This is a genomic window from Sphingomonas sp. SORGH_AS_0789 (assembly GCF_031453055.1).
GTDB lineage: Bacteria > Pseudomonadota > Alphaproteobacteria > Sphingomonadales > Sphingomonadaceae > Sphingomonas.
Genome location: NZ_JAVIYV010000001.1, coordinates 2,651,123 through 2,668,314, shown reverse-complemented (window position 1 = coordinate 2,668,314; position 17,192 = coordinate 2,651,123). Strand labels below are relative to the sequence as shown.

General features: G+C 69.4%; 15 protein-coding genes. 6 read left to right on the top strand and 9 right to left on the bottom strand.

From position 1 onward, the window contains the following. Positions 1-2: 2 nt before the first annotated feature. Both glp and lexA read left to right on the top strand, forming a co-directional pair. Entirely contained in the window at positions 3-1,187 is a 1,185-nt protein-coding gene (gene glp / locus QE360_RS12285; protein ID WP_309701879.1) for a gephyrin-like molybdotransferase Glp, read from the top strand. Positions 1,188-1,242: 55 nt separating this feature from the next. Beyond that, entirely contained in the window at positions 1,243-1,923 is a 681-nt protein-coding gene (gene lexA / locus QE360_RS12280; protein ID WP_309701877.1) for a transcriptional repressor LexA, read from the top strand. A gap of 16 nt (positions 1,924-1,939) precedes the next feature. On the opposite strand, the gene QE360_RS12275 is transcribed toward lexA, so the two are convergent. Then, a complete protein-coding gene (locus QE360_RS12275) occupies positions 1,940-4,006 on the bottom strand; it encodes a ComEC/Rec2 family competence protein (RefSeq protein ID WP_309701875.1) in 2,067 nt (688 codons plus the stop codon). A gap of 97 nt (positions 4,007-4,103) precedes the next feature. Between QE360_RS12275 and gltX the strand changes: the two genes are divergently transcribed. The 3 genes from gltX to QE360_RS12260 are packed head-to-tail and all read left to right on the top strand — an operon-like array spanning position 4,104 to position 7,042. Further along, complete coding sequence (gene gltX, locus QE360_RS12270; protein WP_309701873.1) at positions 4,104-5,540, top strand: glutamate--tRNA ligase; 1,437 nt, start codon at positions 4,104-4,106, stop codon at positions 5,538-5,540. 2 nt (positions 5,541-5,542) lie between these two features. Then, positions 5,543-6,826, top strand: coding sequence for a citrate synthase (locus QE360_RS12265; RefSeq protein ID WP_307099687.1), 1,284 nt, complete (start codon positions 5,543-5,545; stop codon positions 6,824-6,826). 3 nt (positions 6,827-6,829) lie between these two features. Further along, entirely contained in the window at positions 6,830-7,042 is a 213-nt protein-coding gene (locus tag QE360_RS12260) for a hypothetical protein (RefSeq protein WP_309701871.1), read from the top strand. 43 nt (positions 7,043-7,085) lie between these two features. Here the strand turns inward: QE360_RS12260 and QE360_RS12255 are convergent, their stop codons facing one another. The 4 genes from QE360_RS12255 to QE360_RS12240 all read right to left on the bottom strand — a co-directional run bounded on the left by QE360_RS12255 (position 7,086) and on the right by QE360_RS12240 (position 11,082). After that, positions 7,086-8,429 carry a HAMP domain-containing sensor histidine kinase gene (locus QE360_RS12255; RefSeq protein WP_309704156.1) on the bottom strand — a complete coding sequence of 448 codons (1,344 nt, stop codon included), beginning with the start codon at positions 8,427-8,429 and terminating at the stop codon, positions 7,086-7,088. A gap of 5 nt (positions 8,430-8,434) precedes the next feature. After that, a complete protein-coding gene (locus QE360_RS12250; protein WP_309701869.1) occupies positions 8,435-9,499 on the bottom strand; it encodes a DUF2336 domain-containing protein in 1,065 nt (354 codons plus the stop codon). A 35-nt stretch (positions 9,500-9,534) separates the two neighbouring features. Then, positions 9,535-10,719 (bottom strand): hypothetical protein, encoded by a 1,185-nt coding sequence (locus QE360_RS12245; RefSeq protein WP_309701867.1) that lies wholly within the window; start codon positions 10,717-10,719, stop codon positions 9,535-9,537. Positions 10,720-10,788: 69 nt separating this feature from the next. Continuing rightward, on the bottom strand, positions 10,789-11,082 hold the full coding sequence (locus QE360_RS12240; protein ID WP_309696322.1) for an Hpt domain-containing protein: 294 nt from the start codon (positions 11,080-11,082) through the stop codon (positions 10,789-10,791). 102 nt (positions 11,083-11,184) lie between these two features. Between QE360_RS12240 and QE360_RS12235 the strand changes: the two genes are divergently transcribed. Next, on the top strand, positions 11,185-13,491 hold the full coding sequence (locus QE360_RS12235) for a hypothetical protein (protein WP_309701865.1): 2,307 nt from the start codon (positions 11,185-11,187) through the stop codon (positions 13,489-13,491). A 152-nt stretch (positions 13,492-13,643) separates the two neighbouring features. Here the strand turns inward: QE360_RS12235 and QE360_RS12230 are convergent, their stop codons facing one another. From QE360_RS12230 to QE360_RS12215, 4 genes are all read right to left on the bottom strand, one after another. Further along, complete coding sequence (locus QE360_RS12230) at positions 13,644-13,919, bottom strand: DUF1467 family protein (protein ID WP_309701863.1); 276 nt, start codon at positions 13,917-13,919, stop codon at positions 13,644-13,646. A gap of 4 nt (positions 13,920-13,923) precedes the next feature. After that, positions 13,924-15,558 (bottom strand): ribonuclease J, encoded by a 1,635-nt coding sequence (locus QE360_RS12225; RefSeq protein WP_307099701.1) that lies wholly within the window; start codon positions 15,556-15,558, stop codon positions 13,924-13,926. 136 nt (positions 15,559-15,694) lie between these two features. Beyond that, positions 15,695-16,474 carry a type III pantothenate kinase gene (locus QE360_RS12220; protein WP_309701861.1) on the bottom strand — a complete coding sequence of 260 codons (780 nt, stop codon included), beginning with the start codon at positions 16,472-16,474 and terminating at the stop codon, positions 15,695-15,697. Positions 16,475-16,483: 9 nt separating this feature from the next. Next, a complete protein-coding gene (locus QE360_RS12215; RefSeq protein ID WP_309701859.1) occupies positions 16,484-17,188 on the bottom strand; it encodes a biotin--[acetyl-CoA-carboxylase] ligase in 705 nt (234 codons plus the stop codon). Positions 17,189-17,192: the final 4 nt, after the last annotated feature.

The window sequence follows — 17,192 nt, the reverse complement described above, 5'->3', positions numbered from 1 at the left end:
GAGTGACCGCCATTCTTCTACCCGTTGCCGAAGCCCAACAGCGCCTGCTCGCCCTCGCCCCCGACCGGCCCGTCATCGAGCTCGCTCTGCGCGACGCCGCCGGGCGCTGGGCGGCGCGCGACGTGCTGGCGCAGCGGACCCAGCCGTCGCGCGACCTGTCGGCGATGGATGGCTATGCGATCCGCTTCGACGACATGCCGGGGCCCTGGACGGTGATCGGCGAAAGCGCCGCCGGACGCCCCTTTCCGGAGAAGGTCGAGGCCGGACAGTCGACGCGCATCTTCACCGGCGCCGCGCTGCCACCGGGCACCGACACGGTGCTGGTCCAGGAAGAGGCGGGGCGCGAGGACCGGACGCTGACCCTGACCGGCGAAGGCCCGGCACATCGTGGACGCAATGTGCGGCGGCGCGGGCTTGATTTTTCGCAAGGCGACCGGCTGATCGCCGCGGGGCAGCGGCTGACGCCCGCGCGGATCGCGGTGGCGGCGACCGGCGGCCATGGCACCCTGCCCGTCCGCCCGCGCGTCCGGATCGCGATCGCCGCGACCGGCGACGAACTCGTGCCCCCCGGACAGGGGGATGCCGACGCCCTGCCGGAGTCGAACGGCGTGATGCTGGCCGCTTTGCTCGCCGACCTGCCCGTCGAGATCATCGACCTGGGCATATTGCCCGACAATCTGGAACGGCTGCGCGACGCCTTTGCCGGGGTCGCGGCCGATCTGCTGGTCACGACCGGCGGCGCATCGGTGGGGGATCATGATCTGGTCCAGCCCGCGCTGAAGGCGGCGGGCGGCAGCATCGATTTCTGGCGGATCGCGCTTCGCCCCGGCAAGCCGATGATGGCGGGGCGGCTGAACGACATGGTCGTGCTGGGCCTGCCCGGCAATCCGGTGTCGGCCTTCGTGACCGCGATCCTCTTCGTCAAGCCGCTGGTCGCGCATATGGCGGGCGCAGGCGATCCCTTCCCCAGCGCGATCCCCGCCATTCTGGGTGAGGATCTGCCCGCCAACGGTCCGCGCATCGACTATCTGCGCGCCGCGATGATCGACGGGCGCATCCATGCGGCGGCCATCCAGGACAGCTCGATGCTGCTGACCCTGGCGCGTTCGACATGCCTGGTGATCCGCCCGCCGCACGCGCCCCCGGCCCGTGCGGGCGACTCGGCGGAAATCCTGATGCTCGCTTGACGCAAGCCTTTCCGTTCCATATAAGTTCCACGTCTGTTCTGGACGGAGGATCGCGATGCTCACCGCAAAGCAGCATGAGCTTGTCTGCTTCATCAACGACCGTTTGCGGGAAACCGGCGTCTCGCCCTCCTTTGAGGAGATGAAGGAGGCGCTGGACCTCAAGTCCAAGTCGGGCGTCCATCGCCTGATCTCCGCGCTGGAGGAACGCAACTTCATCCGCCGACTGCCCAATCGCGCCCGCGCGCTGGAGGTGCTGCGGATGCCCGATCGGCCGGAAAAGCCGGTGGCCGCCGCCGCCAGCACGGCCGATGCGCGTCCGCCCGCCGCGAAGCCGGTCGCCGAGCCCGCCAATGACGTGGTCGAGATCCCCCTGCACGGCCGCATCGCCGCGGGTGTCCCGATCGAGGCGTTCGAGGGCAGCTCGACCTTGGCCGTCCCCGCCGCCCTGCTCGGCACGGGCGAGCATTATGCGCTGGAGGTGTCGGGCGATTCGATGGTCGAGGCGGGTATCCTCGACGGCGACTATGCGCTGATCCGCCGCACCGACATCGCCCGCGACGGCCAGATCGTCGTCGCGCTGATCGACGAGGCGGAGGCGACGCTGAAATATTTCCGGCGCGAAGGCTCGATGATCCGGCTCGACCCCGCCAACCGCGCCTATGATCCTCAGCGTTACGCCCCCGCCCAGGTGCGGGTGCAGGGCAAGCTGTCGGGCATTCTGCGCCGCTACGATTGATAAGAGGGCGAGCGGGTCAGCGGCCACGCGCCTCGCTCGCCACGATCCAGGGGTGCCGGTCCCCCGGCATCCGCGCGGTTTCGGCCACGGGTCCCGACAGCCGGATCGTCACGCCGCCGCTGCGGCGCAAGGCGGGGGCATCGAGTTTCAGCCAGCGCGGGCGACACGCCTCGGGCAGCCGCCGGTCGGCGATCATGATGTCGACGCGGTCGCACAGCGCGATCAGGCTGGCCCAGGGCACCGCATAGCCGCTCCGCGTCGCCGCCACCCGCCAGACGCGCCCGTCCCGCACGATCCGGGTCAGGCAGATATCGGCGCCGCACCGCGCCTCCGCCTGGTCGACCAGCGCGAGCGGTGCATCGTCGCTGCCGCCGATTTCGGATAGCGCATTCCGGACATAATCCCCCGCCCGCTCCCGCAACAGCGCCATGCCGCCGCCGGTGCGGATCGCGGCATGGCGGCCGTCGCCGGTCACGATCAGGTCGGGCAAGGGCGCGGCCAGCATGGCGATCACGCCGATGGCCACGCCCGGCACGCCCAGCCATCGCCACCGCGTCCGCCACAGCGCCACCCAGAGTCCGCCAAGGATCGTCACGGCGAAAGCCCCGTCCGGCGCGACCGGCAGCGCCATCACCGCCCCCGGCATCGCCGCCACCTGCCGCGCCAGCCAAAGCAGCGCCCCCAGCGCATGGCCGAGCAGCCACCAGAAGGGCGCGCCCAGCCCCACGGGATCGAGCAGCAGCGCCAGCATCTCCAGCGGCATCGCGACAAAGGTCGTCCAGGGAATGGCGACGATATTGGCGAAGGCACCGTACAGCCCCGCCTTGTGGAAATGATAGATGGCGATCGGCATCAGCGCCGCCTCGACCACCAGCCCGGTGACGAGCAACGCCCCCAGCTGCCGCGCCGCCGACCAGCGCCAGTCGGGATGCGGGCCGAACCAGCGCCGCATCGCGGGATGTTCGTGCAGCGCGACGATGGCGGTGATCGCCGCGAAGGACAGCTGGAAGCTCGCCCCCATCAGGGCCTCGGGCCGGAAGAGCAGCACGATGAACGCCCCCGCCGCGACCAGCCGCAGCGTCATCGCCTCGCGTCCCAGCGCCAGCGCCGCCAGCACCAGCATGGCGGCGACACAGGAGCGGATCGTCGGCACCTCCGCCCCCGTCAGCGCGGTATAGCCGATCGCCGCGACCGCGCCCGCCAGCGCCCCGACCAGCGGCAATCGCACGCGCAGCGCCAGCCATGGCCAGAGCGCGAGCAGCCGGATCGTCAGGACCATGACGATCCCGACCACCGCCGTGATGTGCAGCCCGCTGACCGACAGGAGATGCGCGAGCCCCGCCCGGCGCATCGCCTCGGCATCCGCCTCGCCGATGCCGCCGACATCGCCGGTTGCGAGCGCGGCTGCGATACCGCCCGCACTCCCCTCGATCCGCGCGGAAATATGGGATGACAGCCGCTGGCGAAGCCCCTCTCCCCGGCTCGATGGCCGCAGGACCTCGACCGGCGCGAAGCCACGCCCCGTCGCGCCGATCCCCTGGAACCAGGCGGCACGGGCAAAGTCATGGCCGCCGCGCGCGATCGGTCCGGCAGGCGGCATGAGTCGCGCGCGCAGGCGGACGATCGCCCCGCGCCCCAGACCGGTCGGAACATCCTCGATGGGCAGCGATACCCGGACATGGGGCGGCAGCATGATCGCCCGTCCGCGCCCGTCGCTGGCCTTCGACGGTCGCAACATCAGCCGCATCAGCCCGCGCGCCGCCAGCCGGTCGACGCCCTCCACCGCGCCCGTCATGGTCGCCAGCACCGGGCGGGCCAGGACCGGCGCCGCCACCGACTCGGCCCGCGCCCAGGCCAGTGCCGCGCCGCCGCCGACCAGCAGCGCAGCCATGCCGATAGCGCGCGTCACGCGGCCGCCCCCGGACAGGGTGAACGCCGCCAGCCCGACCCCGCCCGCCACACAGATCAACGCCGCCCAGCCGCGCGGATCGGGCAGGACGAACCACAAGGCGATGCCCAGCCCCCAGGCCACCGGCATCCACAGCGCCAGCTGCGTCCGCTCGCGTTCCGCCCAAAGTTCCAACGCCGTCCCGCGCGGCATTTGGCGAGGGCCGCGCTTGATGCTAGGGGCTGCGGCGGCTGAATAGGCCATCGAAATTCATGATTGGGAGTATGCGCGGTTGAGCGCAACAGATGATATCGCCACCGGGTCGGCCGCAGGCGAAGTGGTCACCCGCTTCGCGCCCTCGCCGACCGGCTTCCTCCATATCGGCGGCGCGCGCACCGCGCTGTTCAACTGGCTGTTCGCCAAGGCGAATGGCGGCAAGTTCCTGCTGCGCATCGAGGATACCGACCGCGCCCGTTCGACCCAGCCCGCGATCGACGCGATCCTGGACGGCATGCGGTGGCTGGGCCTGGACTGGGACGGCGAGGCGGTGTTCCAGTTCGCCCGCGCCGACCGCCATGCCGAGGTGGCGCGCGAGATGATGGCCAAGGGCCATGCCTATCGCTGCTACATGACGCAGGACGAGATCGCCGCGCAGCGTGAGGCCGCGCAGGCCGCCAAGCAGCCTTTGCGCATCCGCTCGCCCTGGCGCGACGCCGATCCCGCGACCGCGCCCGAGGGCCAGCCCTTCGTCGTCCGCCTCCGCGCCCCGCGCGAGGGCTCGGTCACGATCGAGGACCGGGTGCAGGGCAGCGTCACCGTGCAGAATGCCGAGCTGGACGATCTGGTCCTGCTCCGTTCGGACGGCACGCCGACCTATATGCTGGCGGTGGTGGTCGACGACCATGACATGGGCGTGACCCATGTGATCCGCGGCGACGATCACCTCAACAACGCCTTCCGCCAGCTGCCCATCTACAAGGCGATGGGCTGGGCCGAGCCGATCTATGCGCATATCCCGCTGATCCACGGATCGGACGGCGCCAAGCTGTCCAAGCGTCACGGCGCGGTCGGGATCGAGGCGTATCGCGACGAGATGGGCATCCTTCCGGAAGCGCTCGACAATTATCTGCTGCGCCTGGGCTGGGGTCATGGCGATGCCGAGATCATCGCGCGGGACGAAGCGGTGAAGTGGTTCGACCTCGCCGCCGTGGGCAAGGCGCCGTCGCGCTTCGACCTGAAGAAGCTGGAAAATCTCAACGGCCATTATATCCGCGAAGCCGACGACGCGCGCCTCGCCGCGCTGACCGCGGGCCGCATGGGCGTGGAGGACGTCGCGCTGCTGACCGCCGCGATGCCCTCGCTGAAGCCGCGCGCCGCCAATCTGAACGAATTGGCCGATGGCGCGCGGTTCCTTTTCGCGACCCGTCCGTTGACCATGGATGATGCCGCCGCCGGTCTTCTCGATGAAAAGGCACGGCACATTCTCTTTTCCGTACACACCGCGCTTGACGCGGTGCACAACTGGGATACGGAGCTTTTGGAAGACGCGGTACGCAAGGTGGCCGAGGCAGAGGGCGTCAAGCTCGGCCAGGTCGCCCAGCCGCTCCGCGCTGCCTTGACCGGACGCAAGACGTCACCGGGGATCTTCGACGTGCTCAGCCTGTTGGGCCGTGAGGAAAGCCTGGGTCGGATCGCGGACCAGATGACCGCAGATAGGAAGGATAATTGAGCATGAGCGACACCGCGAAATTCAACATCGCAGGCAAAGAGTTCGACTATCCGGTCATGTCGGGTTCGATCGGCCCGGACGTGGTCGATATCCGCAAGCTCTATGCGCAGACCGGCGCGTTCACCTATGACCCCGGCTTCACCTCGACCGCCTCGTGCCGGTCGGAGCTGACCTATATCGACGGCGACGAGGGCGTGCTGCTCCATCGCGGCTATCCGATCGGCGAGCTGGCCGAGAATAGCAGCTTCATGGAAGTCGCCTATCTGCTGCTGAACGGCGAACTGCCGAACCAGGACGAGCTGTCGGGCTTCACCAACACCATCACGCGCCACACCATGGTGCATGAGCAGCTGGCGGCGTTCTTCCGTGGCTTCCGCCGCGACGCGCACCCGATGGCGATCATGTGCGGCGTGGTCGGCGCGCTGTCGGCCTTCTATCACGATTCGACCGACATCCATGACCCGGTGCAGCGCACCATCGCCTCGCACCGCCTGATCGCCAAGATTCCGACGATCGCGGCGATGGCGTACAAGTACAGCGTGGGCCAGCCCTTCCTGTACCCGGACAACTCGCTGTCCTACACCGGCAACTTCCTGCGCATGACCTTCGGCGTCCCCGCCGAGCCATATGAGGTGAACCCGGCCGTCGAAAAGGCGATGGACCGCATCTTCATCCTGCACGCCGATCACGAGCAGAACGCCTCGACCTCGACCGTTCGTCTGGCCGGTTCGTCGGGCGCCAATCCGTTCGCGTGCATCGCGGCGGGCATCGCGTGTCTGTGGGGCCCGGCGCATGGCGGCGCGAACGAAGCCGCGCTCAACATGCTGCGCGAGATCGGCACGCCCGATCGCATCCCCGAGTTCATCGCGCGCGCCAAGGACAAGAATGATCCGTTCCGCCTGATGGGCTTCGGTCACCGCGTGTACAAGAATTACGACCCGCGCGCGACCGTGATGCAGAAGACCGTGCGCGAAGTGTTCGACGCGCTGAAGGTCAACGATCCGCTGTTCGAGACGGCGCTCCGCCTCGAAGAGATCGCGCTGAGCGACGATTATTTCGTCGAGAAGAAGCTGTTCCCGAATGTCGACTTCTATTCGGGCGTGATCCTGTCGGCGATCGGCTTCCCGACCGAGATGTTCACCGTTCTGTTCGCGCTCGCCCGCACCGTCGGCTGGGTCGCGCAGTGGAACGAGATGATCACCGATCCCGACCAGAAGATCGGCCGCCCGCGTCAGCTGTACACCGGCCCGACGCAGCGTTCGTACGTTCCGGTCGAGCAGCGCTAAGCCATGAACCGGTTCCGGCCGATCCTGATCGCCATCGGTGTCATGCTGACGCTGACCGGGCTGTTATGGATCGGTCAGGGGCTGGGCTATATCCACTGGCCCGAACAGAGCTTCATGCTCGGCCAGGGCCAGTGGGCCGATCGCGGGGCGTTTGTCGCGGTGGTGGGATTGCTGATGATCCTGATCGCGCGAAGGCTGCCCCGGCTGCGGCGCTGAACGGATAGCGACGACAGGGAAAGGGCTCCTTCGGGAGCCCTTTTTATTGGGCGCGCAGCCCGAAGGTGAAGGTCGCGCCCTCGCCCGGCACGCTCTCGACGCTCAGGTCGCCCCCCATCGCGCGCGCCAGACGGCGGGCGATATAGAGGCCCAGGCCATTGCCGCCGGGCTCGGACGGATCGACCCGCTCGAACTTCTCGAAGATGCGCCGCTGATCCTCGGGGGCGATCCCCTTGCCCTGGTCGGTGACGCGGACCAGCGCCCATTCCTCCTCGCGCGTGACGCCGATGACCACCTCGCCGCCTTCCGGCGAATAGCGCAGCGCGTTGCCGATCAGGTTGATCAGGATCTGGAGCGAACGGCCGAAATCGCCGGTCGCGGGCATGGCCTCCGCCGGATCGGGGCGGCGCACCCGGACCCCCGCCGCATCGGCGCGAACCGCGAGCAGCCCGGCCGCCCGGCGGGCGACGTCGGCCAGGTCCATCGGCGTGGCGGGCAGCGTGAAATCAGGCTGCTCGACCGCCTGCAACTCGACCAGATTGTCGACCAGCCCGAGCAGATGCCGACCGGCATGCGCGATGTCGCTGGCATATTCGGCATAATCGGCCGCGATCGGGCCGTCCGCCCGTGCGGCGATGCTGTCGGCATTGGCGACGATGCGCGCGAGCGGCGTGCGCAGCGCTCGGTCCAGCCCGGCGGTGAAGCTCTCGGTCAGCGGCGGATCGCCCAGCATGGCGGCCGGATCCACCTCCCCACCCTCCGGATCGACCAGATAGGTCGCGCCGATCAGCCCCGCTATGCCGCCCATCCCGTCATGGCGCACCGCCGCCGACAGCCGGACCGCCGCATCGGTCGGCACCAGCCGCGCGCCCCGTCCGTCGAGCGGGGCCGCCTCGTTGAGCAGCCCCGCCTCGCCGGTATCGAAGGCGAACAGCGCGCTGAGCGGACGCCCCAGCAGCGCGGCGGCATCGATGCCATGATGCAAAGCGGCTTCGGGCGAAAGGAATGTCAGACGCAACGCGGCGTCGGTTTCCCAGCGGAAGTCGGCACCCGCCGTCGCATAATCGGGGGGCGTCGCGCGCGGCTTCCACGCCGCCCGGTCGCGCCAGCCGCTGACGCTCAGGCGAATCTGCCCCGTCTCGGGCCGGGCCTGGACCCAGAGGTCCAGATCGCCCTCGTCATCGGCGACGACGACCCGGCGCGACACCGCGACGCCCAGCCGCCGTGCGAGTCGGGCGATCCGCGCGATCGGCGCCACCGCCAGCCGGTCGGACGAGTCGCCGCCCGCGCGGATGTGCAGCAGCTCGATCGGCGGGTCGGCCGACAGGATACGGTCGCTGCCGTCCAGAATGGCGCGCGCCACCATCGATTCGCCGGGGCCGCTCATCGCGCTCACCGGCGGACAGCCCCGTCCAGCCGGTCGATCGCATCGCGAAACCCGCGCGGCAGGGTCAGCGGCGCGAGCGCACGCCTGGCATCCTCGGCCGTCACCGTCATGATCGCGTCCAGCGCGTCGGCGAACCCCTCGATATCGCGGGCGCCATCCGCCTCGCTCAGCGCCAGCCCGATCCGGCCGAGCGTCGCTCGGTTCATGTCGAGCGCGCGCAGTACCAGCCAGAGGCGATCCCCCTCCGGCTCCAGCACGATGTCGCGCATATCGGCATCGTCGATGCCGGTTCCGCGGGCGAGAAAGGCGATGAACAGGCCCAGCTGCCGGTCGGACAGGCTCTCGACCAGCAGATCGGGCAATTCCCCCGCCCGCGCATCGATCGCCGCCGCCAGCCGACGCGCGGCCACGTCCGGCCGAATCTCACCCGCCTGTGCCGCCAACAGATGATCCGCCGCCAGCGTCAGCGCGCGGTCGAGCGTGGGGTCGTCACCATCGCGCAGCGCGGCGGCCACGGTCCAGACCAGCTGGCGGTGAAGCGCTTCGGGCAGGCAGGGCGCGACGCTTCCCTGCCCCGCCGCCCGGCTCGCCCCCTCGGCCAGCAGCACCGCCCGCGCGGCGTCGGAGACATTGGGGTCGGGTGCCTCGGCCAGCCGTACGAGCAGGCTCGTGCCGTCGCTCGCCAGCGCCTCGCTCGGCAGGGCGTCGGCCAAGAGCCGCTGGCGCAGTTGCGCGACGAGCTCGGTCACCAGTTCGGGATCGGCCAGCAGTCCGGCCCGGCGCAGCCGCTCGACGGTGGCGGCCACGGGGCTGCGCCACGCGACCTCGCCCTCCATGTACAGCGCCGCCTGGTGCCGCAGGTCGCGCGCCACCCCCTCGACCAGATCGTGCAGCCGCGCGATCACGGTCAGCCGGATGCGTTCGCTCAACCGACCATCGTCATCCAGCCCCAGGTCGACCAGCGCCGCCCGCCGCCGCCGCGTATCGCGCGCGCGCGCCGAGGCGACCCGCGCGGACAATCGCGCGCCCTGCCAATGCACGGCATGATAAGGGTCCGGGTCGACCGCCATTCCGAACCGCTAACCCGTTTGATGTTAATGCGACACTAAACTTGCGCGCGTAATGTCTCGATTGCGGACGCCAGGGTCGCAATCGCATAGATGCTGGCCAGCACCAGCCCCCACAGGCCGATGCCGAGCAGCGTGGCGGGCAGGATCACCAGCAGATAGGCGGGCGGGCTCGCCCACCAGCGGCGGCGGAAACGATAGAGCGCGGCGCGCTCCGCCAGGATGCCGAGGACGACCAGCACCAGCGCCATGGCCAGCCCCAGATCGTCGGCCCAGGCTCGGTAATGCTGCCACCCCAGCGCCATGATGGCGAGCGCCGTCAGCACCGCGATCGCGGCCGACAGCGCGCGCGCCGCCCCCTGTTCGTCGCGCAACCCCGCCAGCGTCTCGCCCAGCCCCAGCCCCAGCGTGCCGATCATCGCGAGGAACAGGCCAAGCCCCGGAAAGCCCGTCAGGATCAGGATCAGCCCGAGCAGCCCGGCGCCGCCACCGACCCCGCCCGCGACATGGGCGGGCACCGAGCGTTCGACCAGCCGGGGCAGCGCCAGCCGGGCGATCGGCGCCAGGATATAGCGATCGAACCAGCTCCGCCGCCCCGACACCAGCCGCGCGACGACCGCCCGCCCCCGCGCGTCGAGCGTCTCGGCGCGGTGGACGATGCCGTGCCCGGCCTTCTCCGCATCGGCGGGCAGCAGGATATGCGTCGCCCGCGCCTGCGCGGCGAGGCGGAGCAGAGTCGATTGCAGATCATAGTCGCGGGGCAGCGCGGCCACCTCGGCGACGCGACGCGGGTCGAGCCGCGCGACCCCCGCCCAGGCCATCTGGCTGCCGACCCGCTCCAGCCCCGGTTCGGCCCCCGCCTCCGGCACGACCATCAACGCATCGTGGCCGGTGTCGCGCAGGACATGCGCGATCGTGTCCTCGGTGGTGATCAGCCCGTCCGCCAGCACGACCAGGCGCGAGAGCGGATGCAGCTTTTCCGCCGCCTCGACCGCGCTGCGCACCGTGTCGACCACCACGCCACGCTGTGCGATTCGGGCGATCGCGCCGAGCAGTTCGGGGGTCAGGCGCGCGACGACGATGATGATCTGCGCCGCCCCCGCCGCGATCAGCAGCCGCGCCTGATACTCGATCAGGGTCACGCCCGCGAACGGCAAGGTGGCCGTCAACCGTCCGGGACGGTCGTCGGCATCGTCAATCGCGAATAAAAGGCCGGATAACATTGCCCGCTGTTAGGCGCTTGGCGCGGCCCATGCCAGCCCCGAGCGCCGATGAACGGATCGGCGCGGGCGTCAGAGCCGCGCGACGACCTCGCCGATCCGGACGAGCAGTTCGGCGTCGGGCGCATCGCGCGTCGCCGCCTGCGCGGCCAGCGTCATCAGCGGCAGCGCATTGACGCTGGCCGCCAGCCCCTTCAGGCGAAGCGCCGCCTCGCGCCACCCCTGCCCGCCCTCTGCCGCGTGCAGCGTTTCCACCGCGTGGTTCACGCCGTCGACAAAGGCCCGGCGCAAATCCTGGATCACCGCAGGCTCATCACCGGCCACCGCCGCCAGCGCGGAATCGATTGTTCCGTGTTCATAGGTCATTCATGGCCGCTTACCCGGATTGCCCACGACACGGAACAGCGCAAATGACTTTCTGCCGTCGGCAAACGTGATAAACCGACCCATTGTGACACGGGGGCTCGGATGATCGTGGATATGCGCGCGGAGCGTCAGGACAGGCCGGATATCGCCGACGTGGAAAGCCATGACGGGCGCTATGATCCGGTCTTTGCCGAGCCCGTGGCGGCGCCGCCTGCCAGCCCGTGGCTGGACGACGGCCCCCTGCCCCCGCCCGAGGAACCCGCGCCGCGCTGGCCGATGATCCTGGCGATCGGGGCGTCGGTGCTGTGGTTCGGCGGCATGCTGGCCTGGGGACTGCTGGGCGCGAACGCCCCGTCGGCCGAGGGGCTTGCCTCGTTCGTCACGCTGGCGCTGGCCGGGCCGATGCTGATCGCGATCCTGTGGCTGCTCGCCCAGCGCAGCAGCTCTGCCGAACAGCGCCGTTTCGCGATGACCGCGCATGACATGCGCCGCGAGGCGATGGCACTGGAGCGTGCGGTCGGGATGATCGGGCGCGCATTGGAGGCCAATCGATCCGAATTGTCGGCGCAGGCGATCGCGCTGGGCGAAATGGCGCAGGCCGCCGAAACCCGGTTCAACGCGATCGCGCGCGATCTGTCCGACGATATCCAGATGGTCGAGGCGCATGGCCGCGTGCTGAGCGATGTCGCCGGGACCAGCCAGGCCTCGCTCGCGCACCTGCTCGACGCGCTGCCCCGCGCCGTCGACGAGGTCGGCGAAGCGGGCGACCGGATGGCCGAGGCGGCGCGATCGGCCGAGAGCCATGCCGCCGCGCTCGATGCGCAACTGGTCGCGCTGGGCCGCCGGGGGCAGGATGCGGACACCATCGCCAGCGGCGCGGCGCAGCGTCTGGCGACCCATATCGAACAGATGGAGGCGACCAGCCGGACCGCCAGCGCGCATCTGGAAACGGTGACGGCCAGCGTCGCGACGACGATCGACGCGCTGCTCGACCGCACCGCCGAGGCGATCGACCAGTCGCGCAAGGGCATCGCCGCACAGGGTGACGCGATGCTGGCGATGGTCGGGGCCAATCAGGCCGCGCTCGAAAGCGCCGCGCGCGACAGCGCCGACGCGCTGGCCGAGCGGGTGGGAAGCGTCGACCAGGCCATTGCCCGCCTGACCGCCGAATTGGAGGGACAGCGGATCGCGGGCGAGGCGATGATCGACGCGCTGGACGCGCAGCTCGACCGGGTGGAGGCGCGCATGGCCGTGCTCCACACCCAGGGCACCGAAAAATCGCAGATGCTGGCCGCCTCGATCAGCGCGCTCGGCGGATCGGCGGACGCGATGACCGGCGCGCTGGAGGCGGGTGAGACGATGGCCAACCGCGTCATCGCCACCACCGAAACGCTGCTGATCGCGCTCGACGCCGCCGCGCGCGAGATCGACGAGACGCTGCCCGAGGCGCTGGGCCGGCTCGACCAGCGGATGCACGCCAGCCATGAGGTCGTGGTCGAGACCAAGCCCGAGCTGCTCGCGCTGGTCGCGGCGGCCGAAAGCACGCATGAGGCGATCGCCGCCATTGCCGACGTCATCGCCGAGCAGCGCCAGACGCTGGAAACGCTGTCGGGTTCGCTGATCGAGACGCTCTCGACCGGCCGGGCCAAGGCCGATGCGCTGGGCATGATGGTCGACGAGACGATCGACCGCTCGCACCGCTTCGCCGACGAGGCCGCGCCCAAGCTGGTCGATGCGCTGCTGCGCGTACGCGAGACGGCGGCGACCGCGGCGGAAAGCGCCCGCGAGACGCTGGCCGAAGTCATTCCCCAGGCCGCCCATGCGCTGGAGATCGCCAGTGCCGAGGCGATGCGCCGCGCGACCGGCGACACCGTCGAGCGTCAGGTCCACGCCATCGTCGAGGCGACGCAGGGCGCGGTCGAGGCCGCCACCCGCGCCACCGAAAGGCTGGCCCGCCAGGCCGAGCAGATCGCCGAGAAGACGGCCCTGGTCGAAAACCGGATCGAGGAGGCCCGCACCGAGCGGGAAGAGGCCGACCGCGACAGCTTCGCCCGTCGCGCGTCGCTGCTGGTCGAATCGCTCAATTCGGCGTCGATCGACATCGCCAAAATCTATGCCCCCGAGGTCACCGACAGCGCCTGGGCGGCCTATCTGAAGGGAGATCGCGGCGTCTTCACCCGGCGTGCGGTGCGCATCCTCGACTCGCATCAGGCGCGCGATATCGCCGAGCTGTATGACGACGATCTGAAGTTCCGCGAGCATGTGAACCGCTACATCCACGATTTCGAGGCGATGCTGCGCGGCGTGCTGGCCCAGCGGGACGGATCGCCGCTGGGCGTGACCTTGCTGTCGTCGGATATGGGCAAGCTCTATGTCGCGCTGGCCCAGGCGATCGAGCGGTTGCGGTAGGCGGGAACGGGCGCATAGCCTGACCGCGTGCACTTCCACTTCGCTCCGTGCGAACGGAGGTGCAAACACGGCCCCGCGTCCTATCCCGACCTCCGTTCAGCCTGAGCAAAGTCGAAGGCCACGCATCGCCACGGCCACCGGTCAAACCAGGCTCAGACGCCCCGGCTCATCCCGCTCCAATCGAGCATGTCGGCGGTAATCCAGCCATAGACGTAATTGAGATAGAAGAGCGCGAACATCACCGTCGCGGTGATCGTCGTGCGCCGTAGGAAGCGGCCGACCGCAAAGACGTGCGGGGCGCTTTCGACGGTGCCGGGGATGTGCGCCTCCCCGGCCTCATGCGCGGTCCTGACCCCGAAGGGCAGGACCAGGAACACCGCCAGGAACCAGAACAGGACGTAGATCGCAAGCGCCGACGTCCAGTGCATGGCATCAGCCCTCGATCAGGAGGACGTCGACGATCGGCTTCTTGCCGGTCCAGCGGGTCGCGACCCGGCGCACCGACAGGCGGATATCCTCGCGCAGCTTGTCGGTGGCGCGGCGCGGGCCGTCCACCGCCTTGGCGGCGGCCGCCACCGCTTCGGCGATGAAGGCATCGCGCTCGTCCTCGACGGGCACGCCCTGCACCCGCACCTGCGGACTGCCGACCAGCCGCCCCTTGGCGACCGCGACGCCGACCGAGATCTGGCCGTTGATCGCCAGCTTGCGGCGCTCGTTCATCGTCGACCCGTCCGAAGGCAGGATCACGTCGCCGTCCAGCACCAGACGGCCGACCGGCGCGTTGCCGATCTTGGTTGCATTGCCCGGTAGCAGGCGGACGATGTCGCCGTCCGACTGGACCAGCGTCTGCGGCACGCCCTGGGTCGTCGCGAAGCGGGCATGTTCCATCATGTGCCGCATCTCGCCATGCACCGGCATCAGCGTGCGGGGGCGCAGCCACTTGTACATCTGGGCCAGTTCGGGCTGGCCGGGATGGCCCGACACATGGACATGCGCCTGGCGCTCGGTGACCATGCGGACGCCCTTGCCCGCCAGAATGTTCTGGATACGACCGACTGCGGTCTCGTTGCCCGGAATCTGGCGCGCGGAGAAGATCACCGTATCGCCCGTGTCGAGGCGGATCGTATGGCTGCCCTCGGCAATGCGCGACAGCGCGGCGCGCGGCTCGCCCTGACCGCCGGTCGCGACGATCAGCACGCGGTCCTTGGGAAGCCGCATCGCCGTTTCGGGATCGACCGTTTCGGGGAAACCCTTGAAGTAGCCACAGGCCTTGCCGACCTTCAGGATCCGGTCGAGCGAGCGGCCGGTGACGCACAGCTTGCGCCCGGTCTCCTTGGCCACCTCGCCCAGCGTCACCAAGCGCGCGGCGTTGGACGCGAAGGTCGTCACGACCACCCGGCCCTTGGCCTTGGCGACCGTCTCGGCGATGCCGGGACGGACGCTGGCTTCCGAGCCCGAGGCTTCGGTGTTGAAGGCGTTGGTCGAATCGCAGACCAGGATGTCGACACCTCGGTCGCCGATCGACGACAGCTGCGCCGGGCTGGCGGGCTTGCCGATCACCGGGGTGGGGTCGATCTTCCAGTCGCCGGTGTGGAACACCCGGCCGACAGCGGTTTCGATCAGCAGCGCGTTGGCCTCTGGGATCGAGTGCGACAGCGGAACGAAGGTGAAGTCGAACGGGCCGACCTCGAACGCCTTGCCCGCCTCCATCACGCGCAGCTTGACGCGGCTGGCGCTGCCCTCTTCCTCCAGCTTGCCACGCACCAGCCCGGCGGTGAAGGCGGTGGCGTAGATCGGCACGCCCAGATCCTCGGCCAGATAGGGCAGCGCGCCGATATGGTCTTCATGCCCATGGGTCAGCACGATGCCGACCAGATCGTCCAGCCGATCCTCGATGAAGGACAGGTCGGGCAGGATCACGTCGATGCCGGGATAGGCCGGATCGGCGAAGGTGATGCCGCAATCGACCATCACCCATTTGCCTTCGGTGCCGTACAGGTTCACGTTCATGCCGATTTCGCCCGAGCCACCGAGCGCGCAGAACAGCAATTCTTTCTTGGGAGTCATTCACTTCCTGACAATGAGCGCCCACCCCGCTGAAAGCGGGTCCGGGCGATAGGGGTGCGCCGGTCAGGGCGCGGTCATCTCTTCACGGGCCATGCGCCCTGCGGCATCTCGCGGGCTGCACGATCCGAAACTCTCGTTACCGAATATGGGCGCGTTCCCACAGGATCGCCAGCCCCTGAATGGTCAGATCGGGTTCGATATGATCGAATACGTCGGTATGCGGGCTCAGCAGCGTGGCGAGACCGCCGGTCGCGAGCACCTTGACCGGCCGCCCGACCTGCGCCTTCAATCGCGCGACCAGCCCCTCGATCATCGCGACATAGCCCCAGAAGATGCCGATATGCATCTGGTCGACCGTGTTGCGGCCGATGACATTGCGGCTTTCCGGCGCCTCGATCGCGATACGCGGCAACTTGGCGGCGGCGGTGACGAGCGCGTCGAGCGACAGGTTGATGCCCGGCGCGATGATCCCGCCCTTATAGGCGCCCTGATAGTCGCTGATGTCGAAGGTCGTCGCGGTGCCGAAATCGATGGTGATCAGATCGCCGGGATAGAGCGCATGCGCGGCAATGGTGTTCACCGCGCGGTCCGCGCCCAGCGAGGCGGGCTCGTTGACGTCGATTTCGATGCCCCATTCGGCGGCGCCGCGACCGGCGATCAGCGGGTCGACCTTGAAATATTTCTGCGCCAGCACTTCCAGATTGTGAAGCGCGCGCGGCACCACAGTCGCGATGATGACTCCGGTCACATCCTCGCGCGCATAGCCTTCCAGTGCGAGCAACTGGTTGATCCAGACCGCATATTCGTCGCCGGTCCGACGCGGATCGGTCGCGATCCGCCAGCGGCCCTTGATCGTCCGCCCTTCGAGCAGCGCGAAGACCACATTCGTGTTCCCGGCATCGATCGCAAGCAGCATGGGGGTCCTTCAGATCAGGAAAATGTCACCGGCATGGATGACATGCACCGAGCCATCCGCCAAGCCGAGCCGTAAAGCCCCGTCCCCCGCCAGTCCGTCGAAGACGCCGTCTAGGCTCTGTCCGTCGGGCAAGCGGGCATTCAAGGGCGTGCCACGCGGATGCGCCCGCGACTCCCAGCGCGCGGTCACCGCGGACAGACCCCAGGTCCGCCACGCCTCGACCCAGCAGGCCATGGCCTGGGACAGCCGGTCCTGCATCGCCGCCACGCTGACCGCCACGCCCTGTGCCGCAAGCGACGTCGTCGCCCGGTGGGGCAGGTCGGGCGCGGAGGCCAGGTTGATGCCGATGCCGATGATGACCGCGTCCCCCACCCGCTCCAGCAATATGCCGGACAGCTTGGCGCCGTCGATCAGCAGGTCGTTGGGCCATTTGAGGCGAAGCCGGTCTTCGATCGCGGGGAGGCAGGATCGCACCGCCTCTTCGATCGCCACCGCAGCGACCAGCGCCAGCGTCGCGGGGCTCGGATCGCCCGGCTGCAACCGCACCAGCGTCGATCCGTAATAATTGCCGATGGGCGAGGACCAATCCCGCCCCTGGCGTCCGCGCCCCGCTGTCTGGCGGTCGGCGCGGAGCCAAAGACCGTCTTCGCCGCCCGCTTCCGCAAGCTGGCGAAGATCGGCATTGGTCGATCCCGTTTCCGGGACGTGCAGCACTCGG

What these genes read in the sequence shown, in the direction of transcription:
- QE360_RS12245 (WP_309701867.1), bottom strand. Translation starts at nt 10,719, where the DNA reads ATGTTATCCGGCCTTTTATTCGCGATTGACGATGCCGACGACCGTCCC.
- QE360_RS12220 (WP_309701861.1), bottom strand. Translation starts at nt 16,474, where the DNA reads ATGCTGCTTGCGATCGATGCCGGGAACACGAATGTGGTCTTCGCGCTG.
- QE360_RS12260 (WP_309701871.1), top strand. Translation starts at nt 6,830, where the DNA reads ATGAACCGGTTCCGGCCGATCCTGATCGCCATCGGTGTCATGCTGACG.
- QE360_RS12235 (WP_309701865.1), top strand. Translation starts at nt 11,185, where the DNA reads ATGATCGTGGATATGCGCGCGGAGCGTCAGGACAGGCCGGATATCGCC.
- QE360_RS12250 (WP_309701869.1), bottom strand. Translation starts at nt 9,499, where the DNA reads ATGGCGGTCGACCCGGACCCTTATCATGCCGTGCATTGGCAGGGCGCG.
- QE360_RS12225 (WP_307099701.1), bottom strand. Translation starts at nt 15,558, where the DNA reads ATGACTCCCAAGAAAGAATTGCTGTTCTGCGCGCTCGGTGGCTCGGGC.
- QE360_RS12255 (WP_309704156.1), bottom strand. Translation starts at nt 8,429, where the DNA reads ATGAGCGGCCCCGGCGAATCGATGGTGGCGCGCGCCATTCTGGACGGC.
- QE360_RS12240 (WP_309696322.1), bottom strand. Translation starts at nt 11,082, where the DNA reads ATGACCTATGAACACGGAACAATCGATTCCGCGCTGGCGGCGGTGGCC.
- lexA (WP_309701877.1), top strand. Translation starts at nt 1,243, where the DNA reads ATGCTCACCGCAAAGCAGCATGAGCTTGTCTGCTTCATCAACGACCGT.
- QE360_RS12265 (WP_307099687.1), top strand. Translation starts at nt 5,543, where the DNA reads ATGAGCGACACCGCGAAATTCAACATCGCAGGCAAAGAGTTCGACTAT.
- QE360_RS12230 (WP_309701863.1), bottom strand. Translation starts at nt 13,919, where the DNA reads ATGCACTGGACGTCGGCGCTTGCGATCTACGTCCTGTTCTGGTTCCTG.